Consider the following 19,385-nt stretch of genomic DNA (forward strand, 5'->3'; position numbering starts at 1 on the left):
TCATTCACCCCTACTTTTGGTCCAGTTCGGCATATTCCTTGCTTGATACTGGACGGACAAGATTCGTTACCCCGGTTGCTTCCAACACCCGAACTAGGTAGTATGCAAACACCCCAGCAAAGAAAATTGACCCAATAAACCTAGCAATCAGAAACAATAGTAAATTCCAAACCGATAGGGCGGCAATTTCCCCGTAGGCAAAATCCATGACGACCGATCCAAGGCAGGAAGCAATCGCCGCTAAAACGGCTATTGCTAGATTGAAGTTTTTATATTTGAACGCCATGAATACCAGTTCTGCGAATAACCCTTGCACGACTCCATAGAGAAGGACGGTCAACCCCCACGGTGAGCCAAGAAAGAACTCACCCGAAGCTGCCGCAATCTCTGCCAACAGCGCCACGCCGGGCTTCCGCAAAACCAAAAAGGCAACCGGTCCTGCCATAAACCACATTCCATAAATCAGTTGATCCAGATGTAAACCGAATGGTTTAACGGAATAATAAATCGAACCCCAAAGGATATAGACGATGCCAAAGGCGACAGCAATCACGATCGTCACCAATATATCCGTTAATTTCAACCCTTTTTTCATAACCCCAATCTCCTTTTACACTTCTAGTATTTGCTTATTCACCGGCCATTTTTCCAACCGATAAGCCATTTCCCAAAATGAATATTCATACTGGCTGCTCAGGATAAAATGCTCTTTCATCCGTTCTTTATCTGCGTCCGTCACTTTTTCGGCAATCTCATCAAGCCTTGCAATCTGTTCTTCCACCAAGGAGCGGAACCACTCTCCACCATATGCGGCAATCCATTCTTGATAAATCGGCTCAGCAGGATTGCATGCTTGCAGTTTTTCACCTATCTCATAATAGAGCCAGTAACAGGGCAGGATGGCGGCAATCACATCCCCTAAATGTCCCGAATAAGCCGCGCGATACATGTGGGACGTGTACGCATAAGCCGTTGGCGCTGGCTTGAAGTTTGCCTGCTCTTCTTCCGTGATACCCATTTTCTTCGAAAAATTTTCGTGAAGCCTCAACTCCGCTTCATACGTTCCCTGTGCATGCCCCGCAAGCCTGCTCGTTGTATGTAAATCTTCAGCCTTGACTGCACCTAAAGCTTGTACCCTGGCAAAATGCGATAAATAGTAGGCATCCTGCATCACATAAAAGCGAAAACATTCCAAGGGCAAAGTGCCATCTCCTATCCCTGTAACAAACTCGTGCTTAAAACTAGCTTCCCAAATATGATCCACCTCTTGCCGAATTGCCTCAGAAAATTTCATGTCCATTACCTCCTAATCAATCATTCTCCATACATGACTTGCCATAAAACTTCCATCGACCTTTTTTTGACAAACAAAAAACCACTTTCTTCAACGTAAGAAAGTGGTTGTAGGTGAAATAATACAAAAAACGTATCGTCCCGGACCCCACTTCCCTACGCTGGTATAAACCAGATCAGGTTCCAAGGGTCTTAAAGTCATACTTTAATCTCAGCTTCTCAGGTAAAATCGGATTTTACCAACAAAGCACCCCTAGTGGTACAAATTGTATATGAAATTCATTTGCCTTAATATTAACACGATAAATCGAATTGTCAAACAGAGATTGGAAAAAATTTTTAAAGCACATATCCTCAAAGAGCTTGAATTGCTAGTATCCCCTTGTTGTGAGTTTGGGCGGTTCGCTCGCACGTACAGAAGGTTTACTCGTGAATTGTTGTTTTCCACTCTAATTCAGGTTGGTTTTTGATATATTTGTGCGCTTTTCTGCTGAATTTGAGTGGATTCTTCTGCATTTGAGATGATTACTCGCGAGTTTTTCGGAAGCTTGTAATTACCTTTTTACTGATTTCTAAACGATTTCATATCTTACATTACCTCATTTTCATAAATCAGTGGTAAACTAGCCATGACTCATTATGTGTTTAGTATTTTTTGAAAGTGGTGAGGGAAGTTTCGATTTTGCGTTCCTTTAGAAAGATTTATCAATTTTTTGTGGATATTCCTTTAAAAAAAGGTGTAGTATTGCATAACCGCTATGAGGTAATGGCTGTAATAGGAAGAGGAAGCTACGGTATCGTTTATCTTTGCAGGGATTGGCAAGTGAATGAAAATGTCGTAATCAAACAGCTCCGGAAAAGTAAATGCCGAAGTAAAAAAGAGCTTGGGCAGTTTGAACATGAAATCTCCATATTGCGGACATTGAACCATAAAAGCATTCCCAAATTTCATGAGAAATTCACGCATAGAGGTAAGGTTTATTTTGTGATGGATTTCATTGAAGGAGATAATCTGGAAGACGACATTTTCTACAATCGAGTAACCTTCACTGAAAAGGAGTCCTTGCATTTCCTTGCTGAGCTGGTTGAATTGGTAGCTTATTTGCATGGTCATGGCATCGTCCATCAAGATATCCGGATACCAAATATATTGCTTCAGAAACATAAGCCGATTTTAATAGACTTCGGGCTGTCTACACGATTCAGTCCGTCAGAGATCTCGGATGAACTTGTTTTGGATATGAAGCGGCAGGATTTTTTTGACTTGGGGGAAATACTCCTATACATCCTTTATACGACGTATTCAGCCGAAAATAAAAAGGCTCTTCCTTGGACAGAAGAGCTTTCGTTAGGAAAAGAAACGGAGCATATCCTGAAAAGGTTATTAAGCATCCAAGAACCATATTCGGATATTGAAGAAATATCACTTGATGTGCAGGCTGCTTTAATTTCCAAAAAGCATTGAATTAGCTGCTGCTGCCGCGTCCTTTCCTCTTATAGCGGTCACTTCCGCTCAATGGAGATCGCTTATACCCCCGGCTGCTGCTACTGCTGCCCCGGCGGTAATGTCCGTGTCTTCGCTCACTGCTGCCCTGGGAAAATTGTTTGATCTTTTTCATTATTTTCTTCAACATATCTTTCACCTCTTTTTATGGATTTAAAGCTTGTTATTCCTTTAGCCTAACATAGTCACAGTATAAACCTTATTAATATGTACTATAAATTTCGTTCATTCATCCGTGCCCTTCAAAAAAAAACCTGACGACTGTATAGCGCCAGGTTTTTTTGCATTCATCTATTATTTTACGGCTTCTTTTAATTCTTTGCCTGCTTTAAAAGCGGGTACTTTGCTAGCTGCAATTTGGATTTCTTCACCTGTTTGCGGATTTCTTCCGGTACGAGCTGCACGATCGCGCACTTCAAAGGTACCGAAACCAACCAATTGGATTTTTTCTTCTTTAGCCAATGTAGAAGTGATCGTTTCAAATAATGCATCCACCACTTTTTTTGCATCTTCTTTAGTCAATTCAGCTTGTTCAGCCACACTACTTACTAATTCTGTTTTATTCATATGAACACCTCATCCTTTTTTTCTTAAAAAATATGTAGAGAAGACAACATAACATATCTTACATGCGTCTGTCACTTAATAAGACTAAATAAAAGTTCAGCTCTCCAGTTCGAGCCATTGATAAATGGTATCCATATCAATGTTTTCTTCCAAATGGGAGGCCAGGAGATCGTAGGCCTCCTCCCGACGCTCTGAGTCGCTTTGAATGCTTTCCGTCACTTCATCCAACCCCTTGCTCCGCCGTATTTGGTTAACCAGCAATCTAGTAAATAGGCGATTGTGGAATATACCATGAAGATATGTACCGAAAACCTTATGATCCTCCGATATCGCCCCGTCCTGCCTTCCATCCTTCAATAAAAGAAAAGGCTGTACATGTGAATCCAACGCCGTTTGACCTAAGTGGATCTCGTAGCCGCTCAGCTTCATTTCGCCTTCCATAATCCCGGAGGCAAGAACACCTTCCATTTGCACGGTTTTCTTTTCCGCTTGAAAAACGGTTTTGACGGATAGAAGCGAAAGGCCTTCTGCGTTTTCCCCGCAACCTTCGACCGCCTCAGGATCGAAGAGTTTGGTCCCGAGCATTTGAAAGCCGCCGCAGATCCCCACAATGACCGTTCCATGCTCCCTAAGCCCTTTAATCATCTTATCCAAACCCGCGTGCTTCATCCATTCTAAGTCTTCAATCGTATTTTTTGTGCCAGGCAGGAGAAGTAGGTCGGGCCTACCTAACTCATGGACATTCCCAACAAGTCTGACACCCACTCCCGGTTCCTCGAAAAAAGGATCCAGATCGGTGAAATTTGAGATGTGCGGGAATTTTACAATCGCTACATCAATAGAGAATTCATCCTTTTTAGGTTTTTTGAAACGTAAGGATGATAGGGCCAGGGAATCCTCGGCTTCAATGTTCACGTCCAAATAAGGAAGCACCCCTAGGACTGGGATTCCGGTTTCCTTTTCCACCCATTCAATGCCGTCCTCCAATAATTCACGAATGCCTCGAAATTTGTTGATGATGATTCCCTTTACACGATCACGTTCTTCATCATTCAATAAGGCGAGTGTCCCGATGATGGACGCAAATACGCCGCCACGATCGATATCGGCCACCAAAATGACAGCTGCATCTGCAAGCTTGGCCATTCGCATATTGGCAATATCCCGATCCTTAAGGTTAATTTCCGCAGGGCTGCCTGCGCCTTCAAGAACGATGAGGTCGTATTCCCGCTGCAGTTTTTCGACTGACTTTCGAATGATCGGCATCGCTTCTTGAACATACTGATTTCGATAGTTCATTGCATTCATATCAAGATAATGCTTTCCGTGAATGATGACCTCCGAAACCATATCTTGCTTCGGTTTCAGTAAAATCGGATTCATATCGGAGGTTGCCACGATCCTTGCCGCTTCGGCTTGCACTCCTTGGGCCCGTCCTATTTCACCGCCCTCCACGGTTACATATGAATTCAAGGCCATATTTTGCGATTTGAATGGAACGACACGGTATCCCTTATTGGCAAAAACCCGGCATAACGCCGTACAAATCAAGCTTTTTCCTACATCAGACGCCGTTCCCTGTATCATGATCGATCGTGCCTTCATTCCCATCCCCCTATACCTGCGTTAACTTAGCAGGCTAAGCTTTCCTCTATACAAAATCATTGCACAAGTCCTTTATAATCTGTAGACGATGACTGCTTTTCCAAGACTTGATCGATCATTTGCTTGTTTCCCTTTTGGGAAGCTAATGAAAAATGAAGCCATTCATTTCCAGTATATATCAGAACAAGTCAGTATGCACCGTCTATTTAGCTGCCTTAGCAACGAAGCTCCGTTTAAGGACAGATGCTGTCACGATACTGATTAAAAGGCTGCAATTTATTTCCGGTCTTCTTCGGAAAGTATCAGCTGACATGTATGATGGTTGGTATGTAGTGCAAGCGTCCTTCTTCTTATATGCCTCCCATTTTGGTAAAATCCGGGATGAAGATGATTTGCTGAATGCAATTAGGCCCCTAGCTTGTTGGGATATCAAACAAGCAGGGGCAGAAAACGATTTCCGATCTTTCTTTACTCAGTTCCTTCTTTTTTCGCCTCATTGTCCTTTTCATTACGATTCACGGATGCTACCCCGCCGGCGTTATAAACATCCGAAACTTGTTCGTGAGTGGCTGCTAGACCCGATGATAAGGTGTCATCCCGTTTGTAATCACTAACATCATACACTCTTCCCGCAATGTGCGAAGATTCCTGTTTCGATTCTTTCTTATCCATTATTTTCACTCCTACTTTTAAATTTGTCCCATCATTGCTTGACGGCCGTTCATAAAGACAAGGCTATTTTATGTAAAAACCAAAGCATTATTCAGTTATCCAAGAAATACAAGACAAAGCATGACAGGATTGGATAGAACAAGTAACAGACAAACAAAAAAACACCCTGACCAACTCAGAGTGTTTTCCAAGATTAAGATGCATGTTTCTTTACGTCGCTATCTTCTGCCTGAAATCTTGGGTAACCGATCAGGATGGCGATGATTCCGCAGACTCCAATTAATATCGGGTAATACGAATACGGCAGGATGCTTACTGGTGAAATTTTCGCCACCCCCGCTGCCACGAGCAGTTGTGCGCCATATGGGATCAGGCCTTGGATACAACAGGCAAAAATGTCAAGCAGGCTCGCCGATTTACGAAGATCGATTCCATACCTGCCAGCAATGTTCTTTGCTAATGGGCCGGCGATGATGATTGAAATCGTGTTATTCGCCGTAGAAAGGTTTGTCAAACCAACAAGCCCCGCAATACTGAATTCGGCGCCTTTTTTTGACTTACTTTTTTGAGTGACGACATGGAGTAAATAATCGATGCCGCCATTATGTTGGATGACTGAAACCATACCGGCAATTAAAATGGCCAGGAAAGAGATTTCATACATGCCAGCCATACCATCTCCCGTTTTTTGAATCACATCCAGCAATTCATAACTCCCATCAGCTAAACCGATAATTCCGGCAAACACGATGCCGGCTGATAGGACGACAAACACATTGACACCTGCCAATGCCGTAATTAATACACACAGATATGGAAGGATTTTCACCCAATCATAGGAATGCTGCGTGATGGCTGCTTGCTCGCCAATCGTTAATATTCCTAGTATGACACATGTAATGATGGCAGCAGGCAGGACGATGAAAAAATTCACTTTAAACTTATCCTTCATTTTCGTTCCTTGCGTCCGAACCGACGCAATCGTCGTATCGGAAATGAACGATAAGTTATCGCCAAACATGGCACCACCAATAACAGCTGCCATTGAAAGCGCAAGTGCTATATCGGTTTGCTCACTAATCCCTACTCCTATCGGTGCGAGCGCCACGATCGTTCCCATGCTTGTCCCCATGGACAAAGAAATAAAGCAAGCGATAATGAAAATGCCAACGATTAATAGATTTTGCGGAAAGATGGCTAAGGCAAGGTTGACCGTTGATTCAACTGCCCCCATGCCATTCGCCACTTCTGAAAAAGCGCCTGCCAAGAGGAAAATGATGACCATCAACATAATATTGGAGTCCCCGGCTCCTTTACAAAAAATGTCGACCTTCTGATTCAATGACTCTTTACGATTCATGGCCAATGCCACTGCCGATGCAATGGAAATCGCTACTAACACTGGAAATGAATAAAAATCTTTTGTAATGATTCCTGCCCCTATGAATAAAATCAAAAAAACGACAAATGGAATCAATGCCCATGGATTTCCTTTACTGTGTGTACTCATGATGAACTCCTTTTTATGTTTATTTGCCCAAGCACTTTAGCTTAAAATTCATGTTGTATCCAATCCCAATAAAAACCAAAGACCTCTTCCAGTACAGCAAGAAGAGGTCTTTTAATTTATAAAAAACACCCTCCTTATCTTTCAGGCGAAATGAACCTGCTGGATTTGGCACAGCACTCCTGAAAAGTCTGCTGCCGAGACATCTACGGGCCAGTCCCTCCGTCTCTCTTGATAAGAAGATTTAAATTATTTGATGATATCAACGACATCAAAAGCCACATTGAAAAGCAAATTTAAGAGTACAGTATTTTGTATACTTTCGCAAGGGTTAGTTATAAGTATTCCACTTCGAGGGATACCGGGTAGGTTCCCGAACACCCTTGAAAAACGAGTGATAGCCATAAAAAACCCCGTGAACGTTAAACATCCACAGGGCAATTCAGTTTGCCTGAAGGGAAAAGCCCCTACGCCCTCTTTAGCATAGTTGCTGGATGAGGCTTGGCGAGTTGTTTTTAGGTGAATTCACGTCAGCCGATACCTCAAATGCTTCCATCCGTTCCGAATCGAAGGGCTTTAAGTATTGCTGCAAATAGGTTACATCATTCATCGAAAGGTCCAGCCAGGCTTTTTCGTCTTCACGTTTTAAGATGACGGGCATGCGATCATGAATTCCCGTCATCAGCTCGTTAGGCGCAGTTGTGATGACCGAGCATGAATGGATACTGGTGCCTGTTGGAGATTTCCACGATTCAAACAGACCAGCCATGCCGAAAGGCCCGTCATCTTTCAGCTTGATTCGCATCGGTATTTTTCGCGCCTGTGTCTTCTTCCACTCATAAAACGAATCAGCGATTATCAAGCAGCGTTTCTTTTTGTACGCATTCTTGAAGCTCGCCTTCTCTGCAATCGTTTCCGCCCTGGCATTGATCATCTTATAACCGACTTTTTCATCTTTGGCCCAAAAAGGGATAAGTCCCCACCGTAAGTATCCAAGCCGATTCCTAGTTCCGTCATTGATGACGGACAGCACGGAATGGGAAGGAGCTATGTTATAACTGAATTGGTAGTCTTCATCGAATGATGCTTGAATATCAAAGCGTTTCTTTATTTCATCCATCCTTGTGAAAAGAGTGAACCTTCCGCACATACCATCACCTGCCATCCTGTAAATTTATTACAGTGTAGCAAAAGAATCGGGCAGGAACAAATCAGCGCTCTAAAATCCTGATATCCGTAAATGGCTGATTAAACAATTCACTGGTAATCAAAAGCGTGCCCAGCACTTCCCTTTCATCTTCTGCTACGATGACTTCCGATAAAATCATGGTACTTCCGTTTTTGACGGTTACACGATATTCATTCATACAATCCCTCCTCATATGCCTCAATGGTAGATATTATAAACCATAAACATCCTTGTATCATCTGTAACACACTGCCTTCGGCTAATTAAAAAAACTGCCATGAATGGCATGACAGCCTCGTACTTACCTCATTCATTTCATACGAAATATATTAATAGAGTCAATGGATGTGCTTCAAACCATGTTTTTTCAACACCATTTTCTCTGATGAATGTTGCTTCATAAAGAAATATGCATCAAAACCTCATTAACTAAATGTGCCGCCAATGTGACGGTTTTATTGTTTTCGTCCAAACTTGGATTCACTTCCGAAATATCGAAGGAAAGCATCTTTTCATTTGCTGCGACATGCCGCAGCAGGGAACGGACCAATTTCGGATCGAGTCCAAATGGAGATGGTGCGCTCACGCCAGGTGCATGAGCCGAATCAATGGCGTCCGTGCATAATGTGAGGATGATGAAGTCTTTATCTTTAACAAATTCGTCGATACAGCGTTTAGTATCTTCGAGCTGATTCAGGGACAATTCTTCTTCCAATATGTAGTCGACCTTATTTTTCTCGGCCGTTTCGAATAAGGCCTTTGTATTGCCCTGCTTTTGAATCCCCATACACAAATATCCGCAATTTTGATCATTATCCAAGATTTGTTTAAACATCGTGCCTGACGAACTTTCCTTTTCATACGGCCTCATATCAAAGTGGGCATCGATATTAATCATTCCCAACTTTGCATCCGAGCCAAGAAATTTCCTGACCCCAAGATAATGACCATAAAAGGTTTCATGCCCGCCGCCCAAAATGATAGGTGTTACACCACTTTCCAAGATCTCGGCAACGGCTGTACCCAATTGGTCTTGCGCTGTCTCCATTTCCCCTGCCTCACATACGATATCCCCAGCATCCGCCAGCTCCGTCTCCGGTGTTAAATGGCATGGCAGCTTGGCCAATGACCGCCTAATATAATCAGGGGCTTCACCCGCACCGATCCTGCCTTTGTTCCTTTTGACGCCTTCATCACATTTGAAGCCAATCATGCCAACCATTTTTGATTGCTTGGAAATAATGGGCATTTCGGAAATTGGCGTCATTTTCACTCGTTGATGGTATCGGTAACTATCCAAATCGGTTTCTGAATCCACTCTGCCCGTCCAATGTTTTACGTTCGGTTTGTTGTACATAGATTCTCCTTTTGTTAAAAAATTCTGTTTTCTTATATTATAATGAAGGTGATATATAATTACTAATATCAATTATCAATAGATCTATAGTTTATAGCTATAAAAGGAGACTAGTATGGATCTTCGCCAACTTCGTTATTTCATCACCATCGTCCAAGAGATGAGCTATTCCAAAGCGGCTAAATCATTACATATATCTCAGCCGTCGTTAAGTAATGCAATAATGAAATTAGAGAAGGAAGTTGATTTACAGCTTTTGCAACGCAATACTAGAGGAATCGAGCTTACAGAGGCAGGTGCCCTTTTTTATACAAGATCTCAAGATTTACTGAGAAGATTCCATAATATGCAGGTGGAACTAGAGGAAATGAAACAAGTCGGAAGCGGGAACATATCTATAGGGTCGATTGAATCATTCAAATTTTGGTTTCCAAAAATCATCAGAACATTTAAAAACGATCATCCTGCCATCCGTTTGAAGGTTCGCGAAATCTTGGGCGAGGAACAAGTCATCGATTCACTGAACCAGTATCAAGTCCATTTCACGATCACCAATCAGCCGATAAATTTTGCCGAGATTACATCCGCTCCCCTCTATAAGGAAAAATTCAAGCTTTTGGTCCATAAAGATGACGACTTGAATGAAAAAGATTCCGTCACAATCCAGGATCTGGAAGAGAAGGAGCTGATCATCAGTGCATCTGGATTTCAAACAAGAGATGATATTATCGAGGCATTCAGAAATGAGAAGGTTATCCCGAACATTTGTTACGAAATTGAAAGGCTGGAAACAGCTTGCAGTTTGGTGGACGAAGGCTTGGGCATTGCCATTTTACCTGAAAGCTATATTGAATCCGCTGCAACGGGGAATACCGCGATCATTGAAATACATTCGATGTTTTTACAAAGGACTGTTTACATGGCCTACTTGACGGATCGTTATTTGCCGGCTTCTGTATGTAGCTTGATGAACGAAATTGAAAGCTTTTTCAAGAACAAGCAATGAAAGGTCCGGCTTTTGAAAAAAAACAATCCTCCTTGCAACAGGAGGGATTGTCCATTTATGTATAAAATTCAGCTCAATGGGTTCGCGAACCCAGTTTCATTGAAATCTCTTTTGCAGCTTCCGTTACTTTGTTTATCAATTCAGGCAAGCGATCCTCCTGAAATCTTGCTTCAATCCCCGCGACGCTAATGCCAGCGACGATTTGATTTTTTCCGTTAAGTATCGGGGCGCTGACCGATTTTGTATAATTCTCCAATTCTGATGAAGTGATCGTGTAGCCTTTCATCTTCGCTTCATCCAAGACTTGTCGGAGTATGTTTTTATCGGTTATCGTTCCGATTGCTATTGGGTTTAAATCCATGCTGTCGATATATGCTTCACGCTCTCCTTCTGGCAAATAGGCAAGGATGATCCGGGAGTCACCGGCATATAATGGTGAACGCCTGCCAATGGAGGTATAAAGCCGGACCGGCTGCAAGGTATCGACCTTTTCAATATACATGGCTTCATCCTTATCCCGCACGATCAAATTCACGGCCTCTTCAACATCATCCCGTAGTTGCTTCATTATAGGGTAGGCAATTGACCTAATATCCAAACGCTCACCCACCAGCTGGCCAAATTGCAAGAATATGAGGCCAAGTGAATAGTGACCCCTATCATCCCGTTTTAAAAAACCCATTTCTTCCAATGATCCCACCATCCGATGCAATGAGGTTTTCGGGAGGTTGGAGTGTTCCATCATTTCATTAAAGGTGAGCTTAGGATGGTCAATGAAAAGGGTAAGGATCTGCATGGATTTCACGACGGTTTTATTATGTGCTTGCATTCAATGTCTCCTTTCAAGGTTTCCACAGTGTACTTCTTCCTTGTCAACTCTCATTCTATTATAAATCACGGAAAAAAGGTGTACGCATTACACGAAAAAACTTTGAAACAGGAAAAGAAGGCACCCGATGCGGGAACCTCCTGATGAATTAAGTGAATGGCCCATTCTTTAAGGCCAATGAAATCGAAGTCTGCAATTCTTTCATTTCACGTTCTTTTTGAAGGTACAGGCGTTCTGCCTCCCTTAAGGTCACGCGGGAAAATTGAATCGACTCTCCCGGTTTAATTTGAGCGATCATAGATAAGTCAGCGGTGATCACTTGAGCTATTTTAGGATATCCCCCCGTCGTTTGGCTGTCCGCAAGGAGTATGATTGGATTTCCATCTGGCGGAACCTGGATTGAGCCATTGGTGACAGCCTCTGACAGCAACTCTACATCATTTTCCCATTCAAGCCCGGGACCTGATATTCTATATCCCATCCGGTCGGATTGATTGGAAACCTTGAATGCATGCTCTTCAAAACTTTGTTTGCTTGCATTCATGAATTGGTCGTACTGGCTTCCGGCAATGAAGCGGATGAGAGGCTTTCGATCTGGCATGAACTCCTTTTCATTGACGAACCACTTTGGGGAGAGAAAAGCTCCCTTGAGTTCTTGCCCTCCCATGGGTGCAGAAGATTCATTACATGTCAGTATATCGCCCGCCTTTAACGCCCTTCCCAGGTACCCGCCAATTCCAGCTCGTAAATAAGTGCTCTTGCTATCCATCACTTTGGGAATATCATATCCCCCAGCAACGGATAAATAAGATCGGCAGCCCGATTTACATCCTTCGAAGCGGAGTGTCGCTCCTTTCCTTACAAGAATGGGCTTCCACATCGGGGCAGCTTGATTATCGATTGTCGGTGTCAAATTCGCACCCGTTATCGCAATCAGGCAATTTTTGTCCATTTCTATAGTTGGTCCCATCAGCGTGATTTCCAGCGCAGCCTCACCCTCAGGATTGCCTACCAGCATGTTAGCAATCCTGAGTGAATAACCATCCATCGCCCCGCTTACGATTACTCCATGTTGCTGAAATCCTTTTCTGCCCAGATCTTGGATACTAGTCAACAATCCAGGCTTGATTATCCGTAAGCTCATTTGATTCCCCCTTTCAGGATCTTCTCTTTATACTCTTGTTCCGAAATTGGCTGGAACTTCACCATGTCCCCCGCTTGCAGGAGGCTTGGGGGATTTACATTCGGTAAAAATAATTCCTTAGGCGTTTGTCCGATCAGCTGCCATCCACCTGGGGTTGATATCGGATATACCCCCGTCTGCATACCGGCAATCCCGACTGATCCTGCTGGAATTGTCATTCTCGGAGAAGATCGCCTAGGGGTCGCGATGTCTTCGGCAAGACCGCCCAGAAAAGGAAACCCCGGAGCGAATCCAATCATATAAACCAAATATTCACCTGTTGAATGGATATGGATGACTTCATCGGTAGTCAAATCATTATAACGAGCTACATATTCCAAATCCGGTCCATATTCCCCGCCATAACAAACGGGGATGGTAACCGTACGATGTGACAGCTCTTTGTCTTGTATTAAGCCTAGCAGCTTTCCCTCCAGGATCGTCCGGACCGTGTCATGTGCGGAAATAGCTTCATTGTTTTGCTTAAGAGTGTTATAGATTACGAGCGGATCATAAAATACGGTCAAATTCGTAAACGCCGGTACACATTCCACGAATCCGTCAAAAGGCTCTGCCTCCAACAAACCCATAAACAACGTAATCTTTTTGTGAATGCTATAATCCATCCCATTCCCAAATTTGATCACGATTGCGGAATCCCCCAAAGGGGACATCTTGTAAGCAATTTCCTTCAAACGCTTTTCCGTCATAGAGTTCTCCTCTTTTACGTCCATTACAATACACCTAATTTTTCGTCTCTAATATCCGTAATGAACATATGTCCAGGTGCATGTGTAATCATGATTTGCGGTTTTGTTTCCATGGCGATGGCTTGAGGTGTTACACCACATGCCCAAAAGACTGGAACTTCTCCTGGATGAACCGGTACTGGATCTCCAAAGTCCGGTTGCTGGATGCTGGATACCCCGATTGCTTGAGGGTCACCGATATGGATCGGTCCGCCATGAACTGCTGGAAAGCGAGAGGTCACTTGAGCTGCCCTCACCAGATCCTTTTGAGGGATCGGTCTCATGCTGGCCACCATATTGCCTCGGAAAATCCCTGCCTCAATACAAGGAATATTGGTTTTATACATGGGTACATTACAGCCCTGTTCAATATGGCGAATCGGAATATCATTATTTAGAAGAGCGTGTTCGAATGTAAAGCTGCACCCAATCAGAAAACCAACCATATCCTCTTCCCAGTATGTTGAGATGTCCGTTACCTCATCCGTCAATTCCCCATGTCTGTATATCCTGTATTTAGGGATATCCGTGCGTATATCACCACCGGGAGCGGCAAATGCGGGAATCGGTGAACCGACTTCCGTTACATCCAGCAATGGGCAGGATTTAGGATTACGCTGGCAGAATAACAAGAAGTCAAAAGCATGCTCCTTTTTTAAGATGGCCAAGTTTGCCTGTGCATACCCGTTAGCCATACCTGCGGTGGGTCTAATCAATTCGTCATTTCGAATCATTGAGCGCAACTCTGCAGGGGTTGCTTGAGAAAGATCGATCATACCTATACATCTCCCATTCAAGGAGGGCAGGTCAGAAGGGACCTGCCCATCACATTAATTGTTTTAAAATAGTGTCGGCAATTGTTTGATGATTGTATAAACTCCCATCAGCGTCATGACGATTACGACAAAGACACCGGAGATCGTTAACCAGATCGGATGTTTATAATCCCCGACTATGTTTCGCCTATATGCGGCAATCAATAATGTTCCAAGCGCGATTGGCAAAATCAACCCATTAATGGCTCCTACGATAAGCAGAACTTTAACCGGCTGGCCAATTAATAAAAAGCAGACTGTCGACACGACGATAAAGCCAATGATTATCCAGTTTGCCTTATTATTGATGAATTCGCTGAATGTTCTGATGAACGAGACGGAAGTATACGCCGCCCCTACTACAGAAGTGATTGCCGCAGCCCACATCACGACCCCGAATATGCGGTATCCGATGTCTCCGGCAGCCAATTGAAAAACGGAAGCTGCAGGGTTATCCGCATTAATTTGCAATCCTTTCGATACAACACCAAGCACCGCCAGAAATAAGGCGACTCGCATGACGGTGGTGATTAAGATTCCGACTATCGAGCTTTTTGTAACTTGAGGTAATGCCCCCACGCCTTTCACGCCTGCATCCAAAAGTCGATGTCCGCCTGCAAACGTTATGTAGCCGCCAACCGATCCACCCACTAACGTTACGATGGCAATGACATCGAATTGAACAGGTGCAAACGTCCTCACCACCGCTTCCCCTACTGGAGGAGAGGTTGTCCAAGCTACGTAAATCATCAAACAGATCATGAAGAAGCCCGCGATTTGCGTAAAGCGGTCCATAGCCTTTCCCGCTTCCTTGACGACAAATATCAAGATCGCGATGACTGCACTTATTGCCGCGCCTGCAGTAGGCGATATCCCTGTCATCGCATTAAGGCCGAGGCCCGCTCCTGCGATATTGCCAATATTGAAGGCGAGGCCTCCCATCACGATGAGTGCCGCAAGTACATAACCAAGTCCAGGCAAAACCATGTTGGCAATCTCTTGACCGCGCTTTTCAGATACAGCAATGATGCGCCATACATTTGTTTGGGCGAAAATATCAAGGATAACCGAAATAAGAATGACGAATCCGAAACTTGCCGCAAGACTTTGGGTATAAACGGTCGTTTGCATTAAAAATCCCGGCCCTATTGCCGATGTTGCCATCAAGAATGCTGCACCTAGCAATAACGTACGATTTGTCTTCGGCTTAGCCGTAATTTCCTGAGCTGCGGTATGTTTGTTTGGCTCCAATGGACTGACCTCCTACATAGGTTTATGAAAATGATTTGACTGTTATTTCAGATAATTCCAAAGACTTTTTCACATGCCTGGCAAAGGCTAAAGCATGTGCACCATCCCCGTGTATGCAAATCGTATCCGCCCTCAAAGATACATCTGATCCTTGCTGGGACAGGACCTTCCCTTCCTTTACCATCCGAATCACTTGTGCAGCGGCATCCCTATCATTTTCCAGTAAAGCATGTTTCTCCATTCTGGAAGTCAATGAACCATCTTGTTGATAGGTGCGATCGGCAAATACTTCACTTGCCGTTCGCAAGCCGGCTGCCTCTCCAGCGCGAATCAATTCACTTCCTGACAAACCAAAGAGGATAAGCTCAGGATTCACTTTGTATACCGCCTCGGCAATCGCCACCGATAAGGCTTCGTCTTGGGCAGCCATATTGTATAAAGCGCCATGAGGTTTCACATGCTGCATGCTACCGCCTTCGGACTGTATAAACCCATGTAATGCACCAATTTGATAGACGACAATATCATAAGCTTCCTGCGGGGTAATCTTCATATTGCGTCTGCCAAACCCCATTAAATCCGGTAAACCGGGATGCGCTCCGATTCTCACATCTTTTTCCAAGGCGAGCTGGACCGTTTTCCGCATGACGGTCGGATCGCCAGCATGAAAACCACAAGCGACATTGGCCGATGTGACATACTCTAAAATCTCCTTGTCATTCCCCATTCGATACGCGCCAAAACTCTCGCCTAAATCACAATTCAAATCAACGACATTCATTGTTCCTCCTCCTTCAGTTTAAATGGTTCCAGTTTATCTGTTTCTTAAAAGTATGTAGTAAAATACCGAAATTCGGAATTCTAGTTTCAAATTTCGGAATATTCTTATTCTATCACGCAATATTTTTTTAGACAATAGTTGACAGATAGCCTGTATGATGTTTGTTGCACGCTGAACTTATAAATCAAGGGAACCATATAAAAAAGCCGTTAATTCTCTTGAAAAGGAATCGACGGCTAACCCATTCATTCTATTTGTTGACAAAGCTATGAACCTATTGGAATCTGTTTAACGAAAATGGGGAAAGATCATTCTCAGTCTTTCCCGAGATAATAAGATCACTTAAACTCTCGCCAATCACGCTGCTGAACTTGAATCCATGACCCGAGAATCCCGCTGCAATGGCAATGTGGGGAAACTGAGGATGTATATCCACGATAAAGTCCTCATCCGGTGTCATCGTATAGATGCAGTTTTTACCATGTCTCAATGTTTGACCGGAAGGCATGAACCGGTTCAAGAAGCGCTCCAAATCCCCAGCATCCTCCCCGTATTCTCCAAATTGGGCCATCGTTTCATCGGGATTTATCCGGTTTCCCCCGTCATGCCTCCCAAGTTTCAAACCAGCTCCACGAATACTTGGAAAGCCATAGTATGTACCTTCAGGTGTATCGAACGTGAATGCAGGAAAGCTATTGTGACCATATAATTTTTCATCCACATCGAACCAGGCGAAGGTTTTCCGGATAGGTGTCAAAGGCAGATGCAACCCTAACATCTCCAATAACTTCGGTGACCAAGCTCCTGCTGCGACGACCAATGCTTCGGCATGATAGATTTGGTCATCGGTTGTCACCGTGACCCCATCACCCTGGGCAATCAGGTTCCTTACCGGGCTATTCACTTTGATGTCGGCACCGTGTGATTCGGCAAGCTGCTGGTAGGCCCGAATGCACTCTTCACTTTTTAACACACCTGAAGCAGGTTCAAAGCAACCTAAATAATCTTCAGGGAGGTTGATGCCTGGCCATCTTTCTTGAACATGATTGGCATCGAGTTTTTCCAAGGGCAACCCAAATTTATGCGAGCTTGCAATCACTTGCTTAATGAAAGGGGATTGCTGACTGCCGGCATTCAGAACGCCCGTCCGAAGAAATAATTTCCTTTCCGTAAGTTGTTCTAATTGTTCCCATAGTTCTTGCGCTTTCAGGACCAGTGATACATACTCTTCCCCTTCCCCATACGCATGTCTAATGATCCTTGTTTCTCCATGATGACTGCCCTTATTGTGAGGCGGGACGAAAGAATCCAACAATACTACCTTCTTCCCGGCCTTGGATAGGTAATAGCCTGCCGACATCCCCATCGATCCAGCTCCAATTACAATTACATCGTAATGCATGTTTACGTTATTCCTCCATTCTAGATGGTGACACCTTTTCTGATGTTATGAGGGTCACGAAACTTTGCCGCAGGCGTGTACAAAAAACGACCTGCTATCATCATTAAAATTCCAATTCACCCATTTCCAATTCGACAAGTTCGGTTAAGTCTCCTTCATGAATTTGCGCTTTAATCATTTCTATGTCCGGATGAAAGAAACGGTCTTCTTTTACCATCGGCACTTTGCTGCGTATGGAACGGTACACCATCTCAGTAATCGGGGCAGGTTTCAATGGGTGATGAAAATCCATAGCTTGCGTTGCCGTCATAAGTTCAATCGCTAAAATATATTCGAGCTTCTTAGAAACCTGATAGGCTTTCTTTGAAGCAAAATAGGAAAAACTTATGACGTCTTCCTGATTTGCACATGTCGGCACATTATCAATTGTTGCAGGCTGTGTAAGTACTCTGATTTCATTTAATAATCCCGCTGCAGTATATTGAGGGACCATATAGCCGTTATTCAAACCAGGGTTCGCCACCAAAAAATTCGGCAGCTCACTATGGTGATGATTGACAAGGCGATCAATTCTTCTTTCAGTGATTTTTGCCAAGTTCGCCATGGCGATGCACATCATATCGGCATAAATCCCTACGAATGATCCATCAAAGTTCCCCCCCATAAGAGCCATCCCGTCAGCATCATCCGGAAAAATGAGAGGATTATCACTTACAGAGTTCATTTCATTTTCAATTGTGAACTCCGCATCCTTCAACGCTTTTTTTATGGCACCATGAATTTGTGGAATGCAACGTAAACTAAGCGCATCTTGCATTCTATGTTCCTTGTATGTGTCGATGATTTGGCTTCCTTCGAGGATCCTTGACACGTTTCTGGCTGTCTTTGCCTGCTCTTCATGCTTCTTTAATTTGTGGGAGCGAGGATTAAATGCATAAATTGTACCCTTAAGCACCTCCAAGGACATAGCCCCGGTGATATCCGCAGTTTTCGCAGCCTGGATGCCATTGTATAACGCTAAGACTGCCATCGCCGTGGCGGAAGTCGTTCCACTTATCAGGGCCAATCCTTCTTTAGGACCTAAAGTGACAGGTGCCAATCCCGCTTTCGCCAAAGCATCCCCTCCAGGGATGAACTCACCCTCATACCATGCTCTTCCCTCCCCAATCAGCACTAGGGCCATGTGAGATTCAGGTGAAAGGTATCCCACTGACCCATCACCCGGGACAAACGGGATAATATCGTGATTCAGCAATGAAGCAATCAGCTCCAAAACCTTTAACCTGACTCCGGAATACCCTTGACCCAAATGTACCAGGATCATCAATTGAATGGCCCTCACTACTTCTCTTTCCAGAGGCTCCCCCACGGAGACAGCATGAGAACGAATGATATTCCGTTGAAGCGTTTCTGCATCTTCCGGAGAAATCACTTCTGACACATTGCTGCCAAATCCTGTTGTCACACCATAAATAATTCTATTTTCCTGCAGGTACCTATCCATTAAACGTCTTGATTCATTGACCCTATTACAATATTCTCGGGTAAAGGACACCTCTGCCCCATACCTTGCAACAGCAATTACCTCCCTGATGGAGATTGGACCATCTCCCAATGCGACTTTTTTTATATCCTTTGCGTGTCTGTAATTTGTCGTTGTCACGGTTCACTACTC

19 protein-coding genes and 2 riboswitches are annotated in these 19,385 nt (G+C 43.9%); of the genes, 2 read left to right on the plus strand and 17 right to left on the minus strand.

What is annotated here, in order from left to right:
- Window positions 1-10 precede the first annotated feature (10 nt).
- Entirely contained in the window at window positions 11-604 is a 594-nt protein-coding gene (locus QNI08_RS07930; protein WP_483313760.1) for an ECF transporter S component, read from the minus strand.
- Window positions 605-610: 6 nt separating this feature from the next.
- On the minus strand, window positions 611-1,294 hold the full coding sequence (gene tenA, locus QNI08_RS07935; RefSeq protein WP_285766885.1) for a thiaminase II: 684 nt from the start codon (window positions 1,292-1,294) through the stop codon (window positions 611-613).
- 135 nt (window positions 1,295-1,429) lie between these two features.
- A riboswitch (TPP riboswitch) is annotated at window positions 1,430-1,558 on the minus strand.
- 417 nt (window positions 1,559-1,975) lie between these two features.
- Here tenA and QNI08_RS07940 point away from each other — a divergent pair.
- Complete coding sequence (locus QNI08_RS07940; protein WP_285766886.1) at window positions 1,976-2,758, plus strand: protein kinase domain-containing protein; 783 nt, start codon at window positions 1,976-1,978, stop codon at window positions 2,756-2,758.
- Between the two features lie 333 nt (window positions 2,759-3,091).
- Here the strand turns inward: QNI08_RS07940 and QNI08_RS07945 are convergent, their stop codons facing one another.
- From QNI08_RS07945 to hutG, 7 genes are all read right to left on the minus strand, one after another.
- Window positions 3,092-3,364 carry an HU family DNA-binding protein gene (locus QNI08_RS07945; protein ID WP_285766887.1) on the minus strand — a complete coding sequence of 91 codons (273 nt, stop codon included), beginning with the start codon at window positions 3,362-3,364 and terminating at the stop codon, window positions 3,092-3,094.
- 96 nt (window positions 3,365-3,460) lie between these two features.
- Window positions 3,461-4,969 (minus strand): cobyric acid synthase, encoded by a 1,509-nt coding sequence (locus tag QNI08_RS07950; protein WP_285766888.1) that lies wholly within the window; start codon window positions 4,967-4,969, stop codon window positions 3,461-3,463.
- 468 nt (window positions 4,970-5,437) lie between these two features.
- Complete coding sequence (locus tag QNI08_RS07955) at window positions 5,438-5,641, minus strand: YozQ family protein (RefSeq protein ID WP_285766889.1); 204 nt, start codon at window positions 5,639-5,641, stop codon at window positions 5,438-5,440.
- Between the two features lie 193 nt (window positions 5,642-5,834).
- Window positions 5,835-7,151 (minus strand): Na+/H+ antiporter NhaC family protein, encoded by a 1,317-nt coding sequence (locus QNI08_RS07960; protein ID WP_285766890.1) that lies wholly within the window; start codon window positions 7,149-7,151, stop codon window positions 5,835-5,837.
- A gap of 131 nt (window positions 7,152-7,282) precedes the next feature.
- A riboswitch (SAM riboswitch) is annotated at window positions 7,283-7,389 on the minus strand.
- A 237-nt stretch (window positions 7,390-7,626) separates the two neighbouring features.
- Complete coding sequence (locus QNI08_RS07965; protein ID WP_285766891.1) at window positions 7,627-8,298, minus strand: SOS response-associated peptidase; 672 nt, start codon at window positions 8,296-8,298, stop codon at window positions 7,627-7,629.
- A 61-nt stretch (window positions 8,299-8,359) separates the two neighbouring features.
- Window positions 8,360-8,515: a hypothetical protein gene (locus QNI08_RS07970; RefSeq protein ID WP_285766892.1), complete on the minus strand. Its 156-nt coding sequence runs from the start codon at window positions 8,513-8,515 to the stop codon at window positions 8,360-8,362.
- Window positions 8,516-8,734: 219 nt separating this feature from the next.
- Window positions 8,735-9,694 carry a formimidoylglutamase gene (hutG, locus tag QNI08_RS07975; protein WP_285766893.1) on the minus strand — a complete coding sequence of 320 codons (960 nt, stop codon included), beginning with the start codon at window positions 9,692-9,694 and terminating at the stop codon, window positions 8,735-8,737.
- Window positions 9,695-9,809: 115 nt separating this feature from the next.
- Here hutG and QNI08_RS07980 point away from each other — a divergent pair, with 115 nt between their 5' ends.
- The gene (locus QNI08_RS07980) at window positions 9,810-10,700 is read left to right on the plus strand and encodes a LysR family transcriptional regulator (protein ID WP_285766894.1); all 891 of its coding nucleotides are present in this window, start codon (window positions 9,810-9,812) and stop codon (window positions 10,698-10,700) included.
- A 73-nt stretch (window positions 10,701-10,773) separates the two neighbouring features.
- On the opposite strand, the gene QNI08_RS07985 is transcribed toward QNI08_RS07980, so the two are convergent.
- The 8 genes from QNI08_RS07985 to hutH form a co-directional block, all read right to left on the minus strand.
- Window positions 10,774-11,529, minus strand: a complete 756-nt coding sequence (locus QNI08_RS07985; RefSeq protein ID WP_285766895.1) for an IclR family transcriptional regulator — start codon at window positions 11,527-11,529, stop codon at window positions 10,774-10,776.
- A gap of 148 nt (window positions 11,530-11,677) precedes the next feature.
- On the minus strand, window positions 11,678-12,673 hold the full coding sequence (locus QNI08_RS07990; RefSeq protein WP_285766896.1) for a 5-oxoprolinase subunit C family protein: 996 nt from the start codon (window positions 12,671-12,673) through the stop codon (window positions 11,678-11,680).
- Window positions 12,670-13,446 (minus strand): 5-oxoprolinase subunit PxpB, encoded by a 777-nt coding sequence (gene pxpB / locus QNI08_RS07995; RefSeq protein ID WP_285766897.1) that lies wholly within the window; start codon window positions 13,444-13,446, stop codon window positions 12,670-12,672. Before pxpB ends, QNI08_RS07990 begins: the two co-directional genes overlap by 4 nt.
- Window positions 13,446-14,237 (minus strand): putative hydro-lyase, encoded by a 792-nt coding sequence (locus QNI08_RS08000; protein WP_285766898.1) that lies wholly within the window; start codon window positions 14,235-14,237, stop codon window positions 13,446-13,448. Before QNI08_RS08000 ends, pxpB begins: the two co-directional genes overlap by 1 nt.
- Before the next feature lie 63 nt (window positions 14,238-14,300).
- The gene (locus QNI08_RS08005; RefSeq protein ID WP_483313754.1) at window positions 14,301-15,527 is read right to left on the minus strand and encodes an NRAMP family divalent metal transporter; all 1,227 of its coding nucleotides are present in this window, start codon (window positions 15,525-15,527) and stop codon (window positions 14,301-14,303) included.
- Between the two features lie 22 nt (window positions 15,528-15,549).
- On the minus strand, window positions 15,550-16,308 hold the full coding sequence (locus QNI08_RS08010) for a LamB/YcsF family protein (protein WP_285766899.1): 759 nt from the start codon (window positions 16,306-16,308) through the stop codon (window positions 15,550-15,552).
- Window positions 16,309-16,582: 274 nt separating this feature from the next.
- Complete coding sequence (solA, locus tag QNI08_RS08015; protein WP_285766900.1) at window positions 16,583-17,710, minus strand: N-methyl-L-tryptophan oxidase; 1,128 nt, start codon at window positions 17,708-17,710, stop codon at window positions 16,583-16,585.
- A gap of 103 nt (window positions 17,711-17,813) precedes the next feature.
- Window positions 17,814-19,373: a histidine ammonia-lyase gene (gene hutH, locus QNI08_RS08020; RefSeq protein ID WP_285766901.1), complete on the minus strand. Its 1,560-nt coding sequence runs from the start codon at window positions 19,371-19,373 to the stop codon at window positions 17,814-17,816.
- Window positions 19,374-19,385 lie beyond the last annotated feature (12 nt).

The sequence above is a fragment of the Peribacillus folii genome (assembly GCF_030271255.1).
Lineage (GTDB): Bacteria > Bacillota > Bacilli > Bacillales > DSM-1321 > Peribacillus.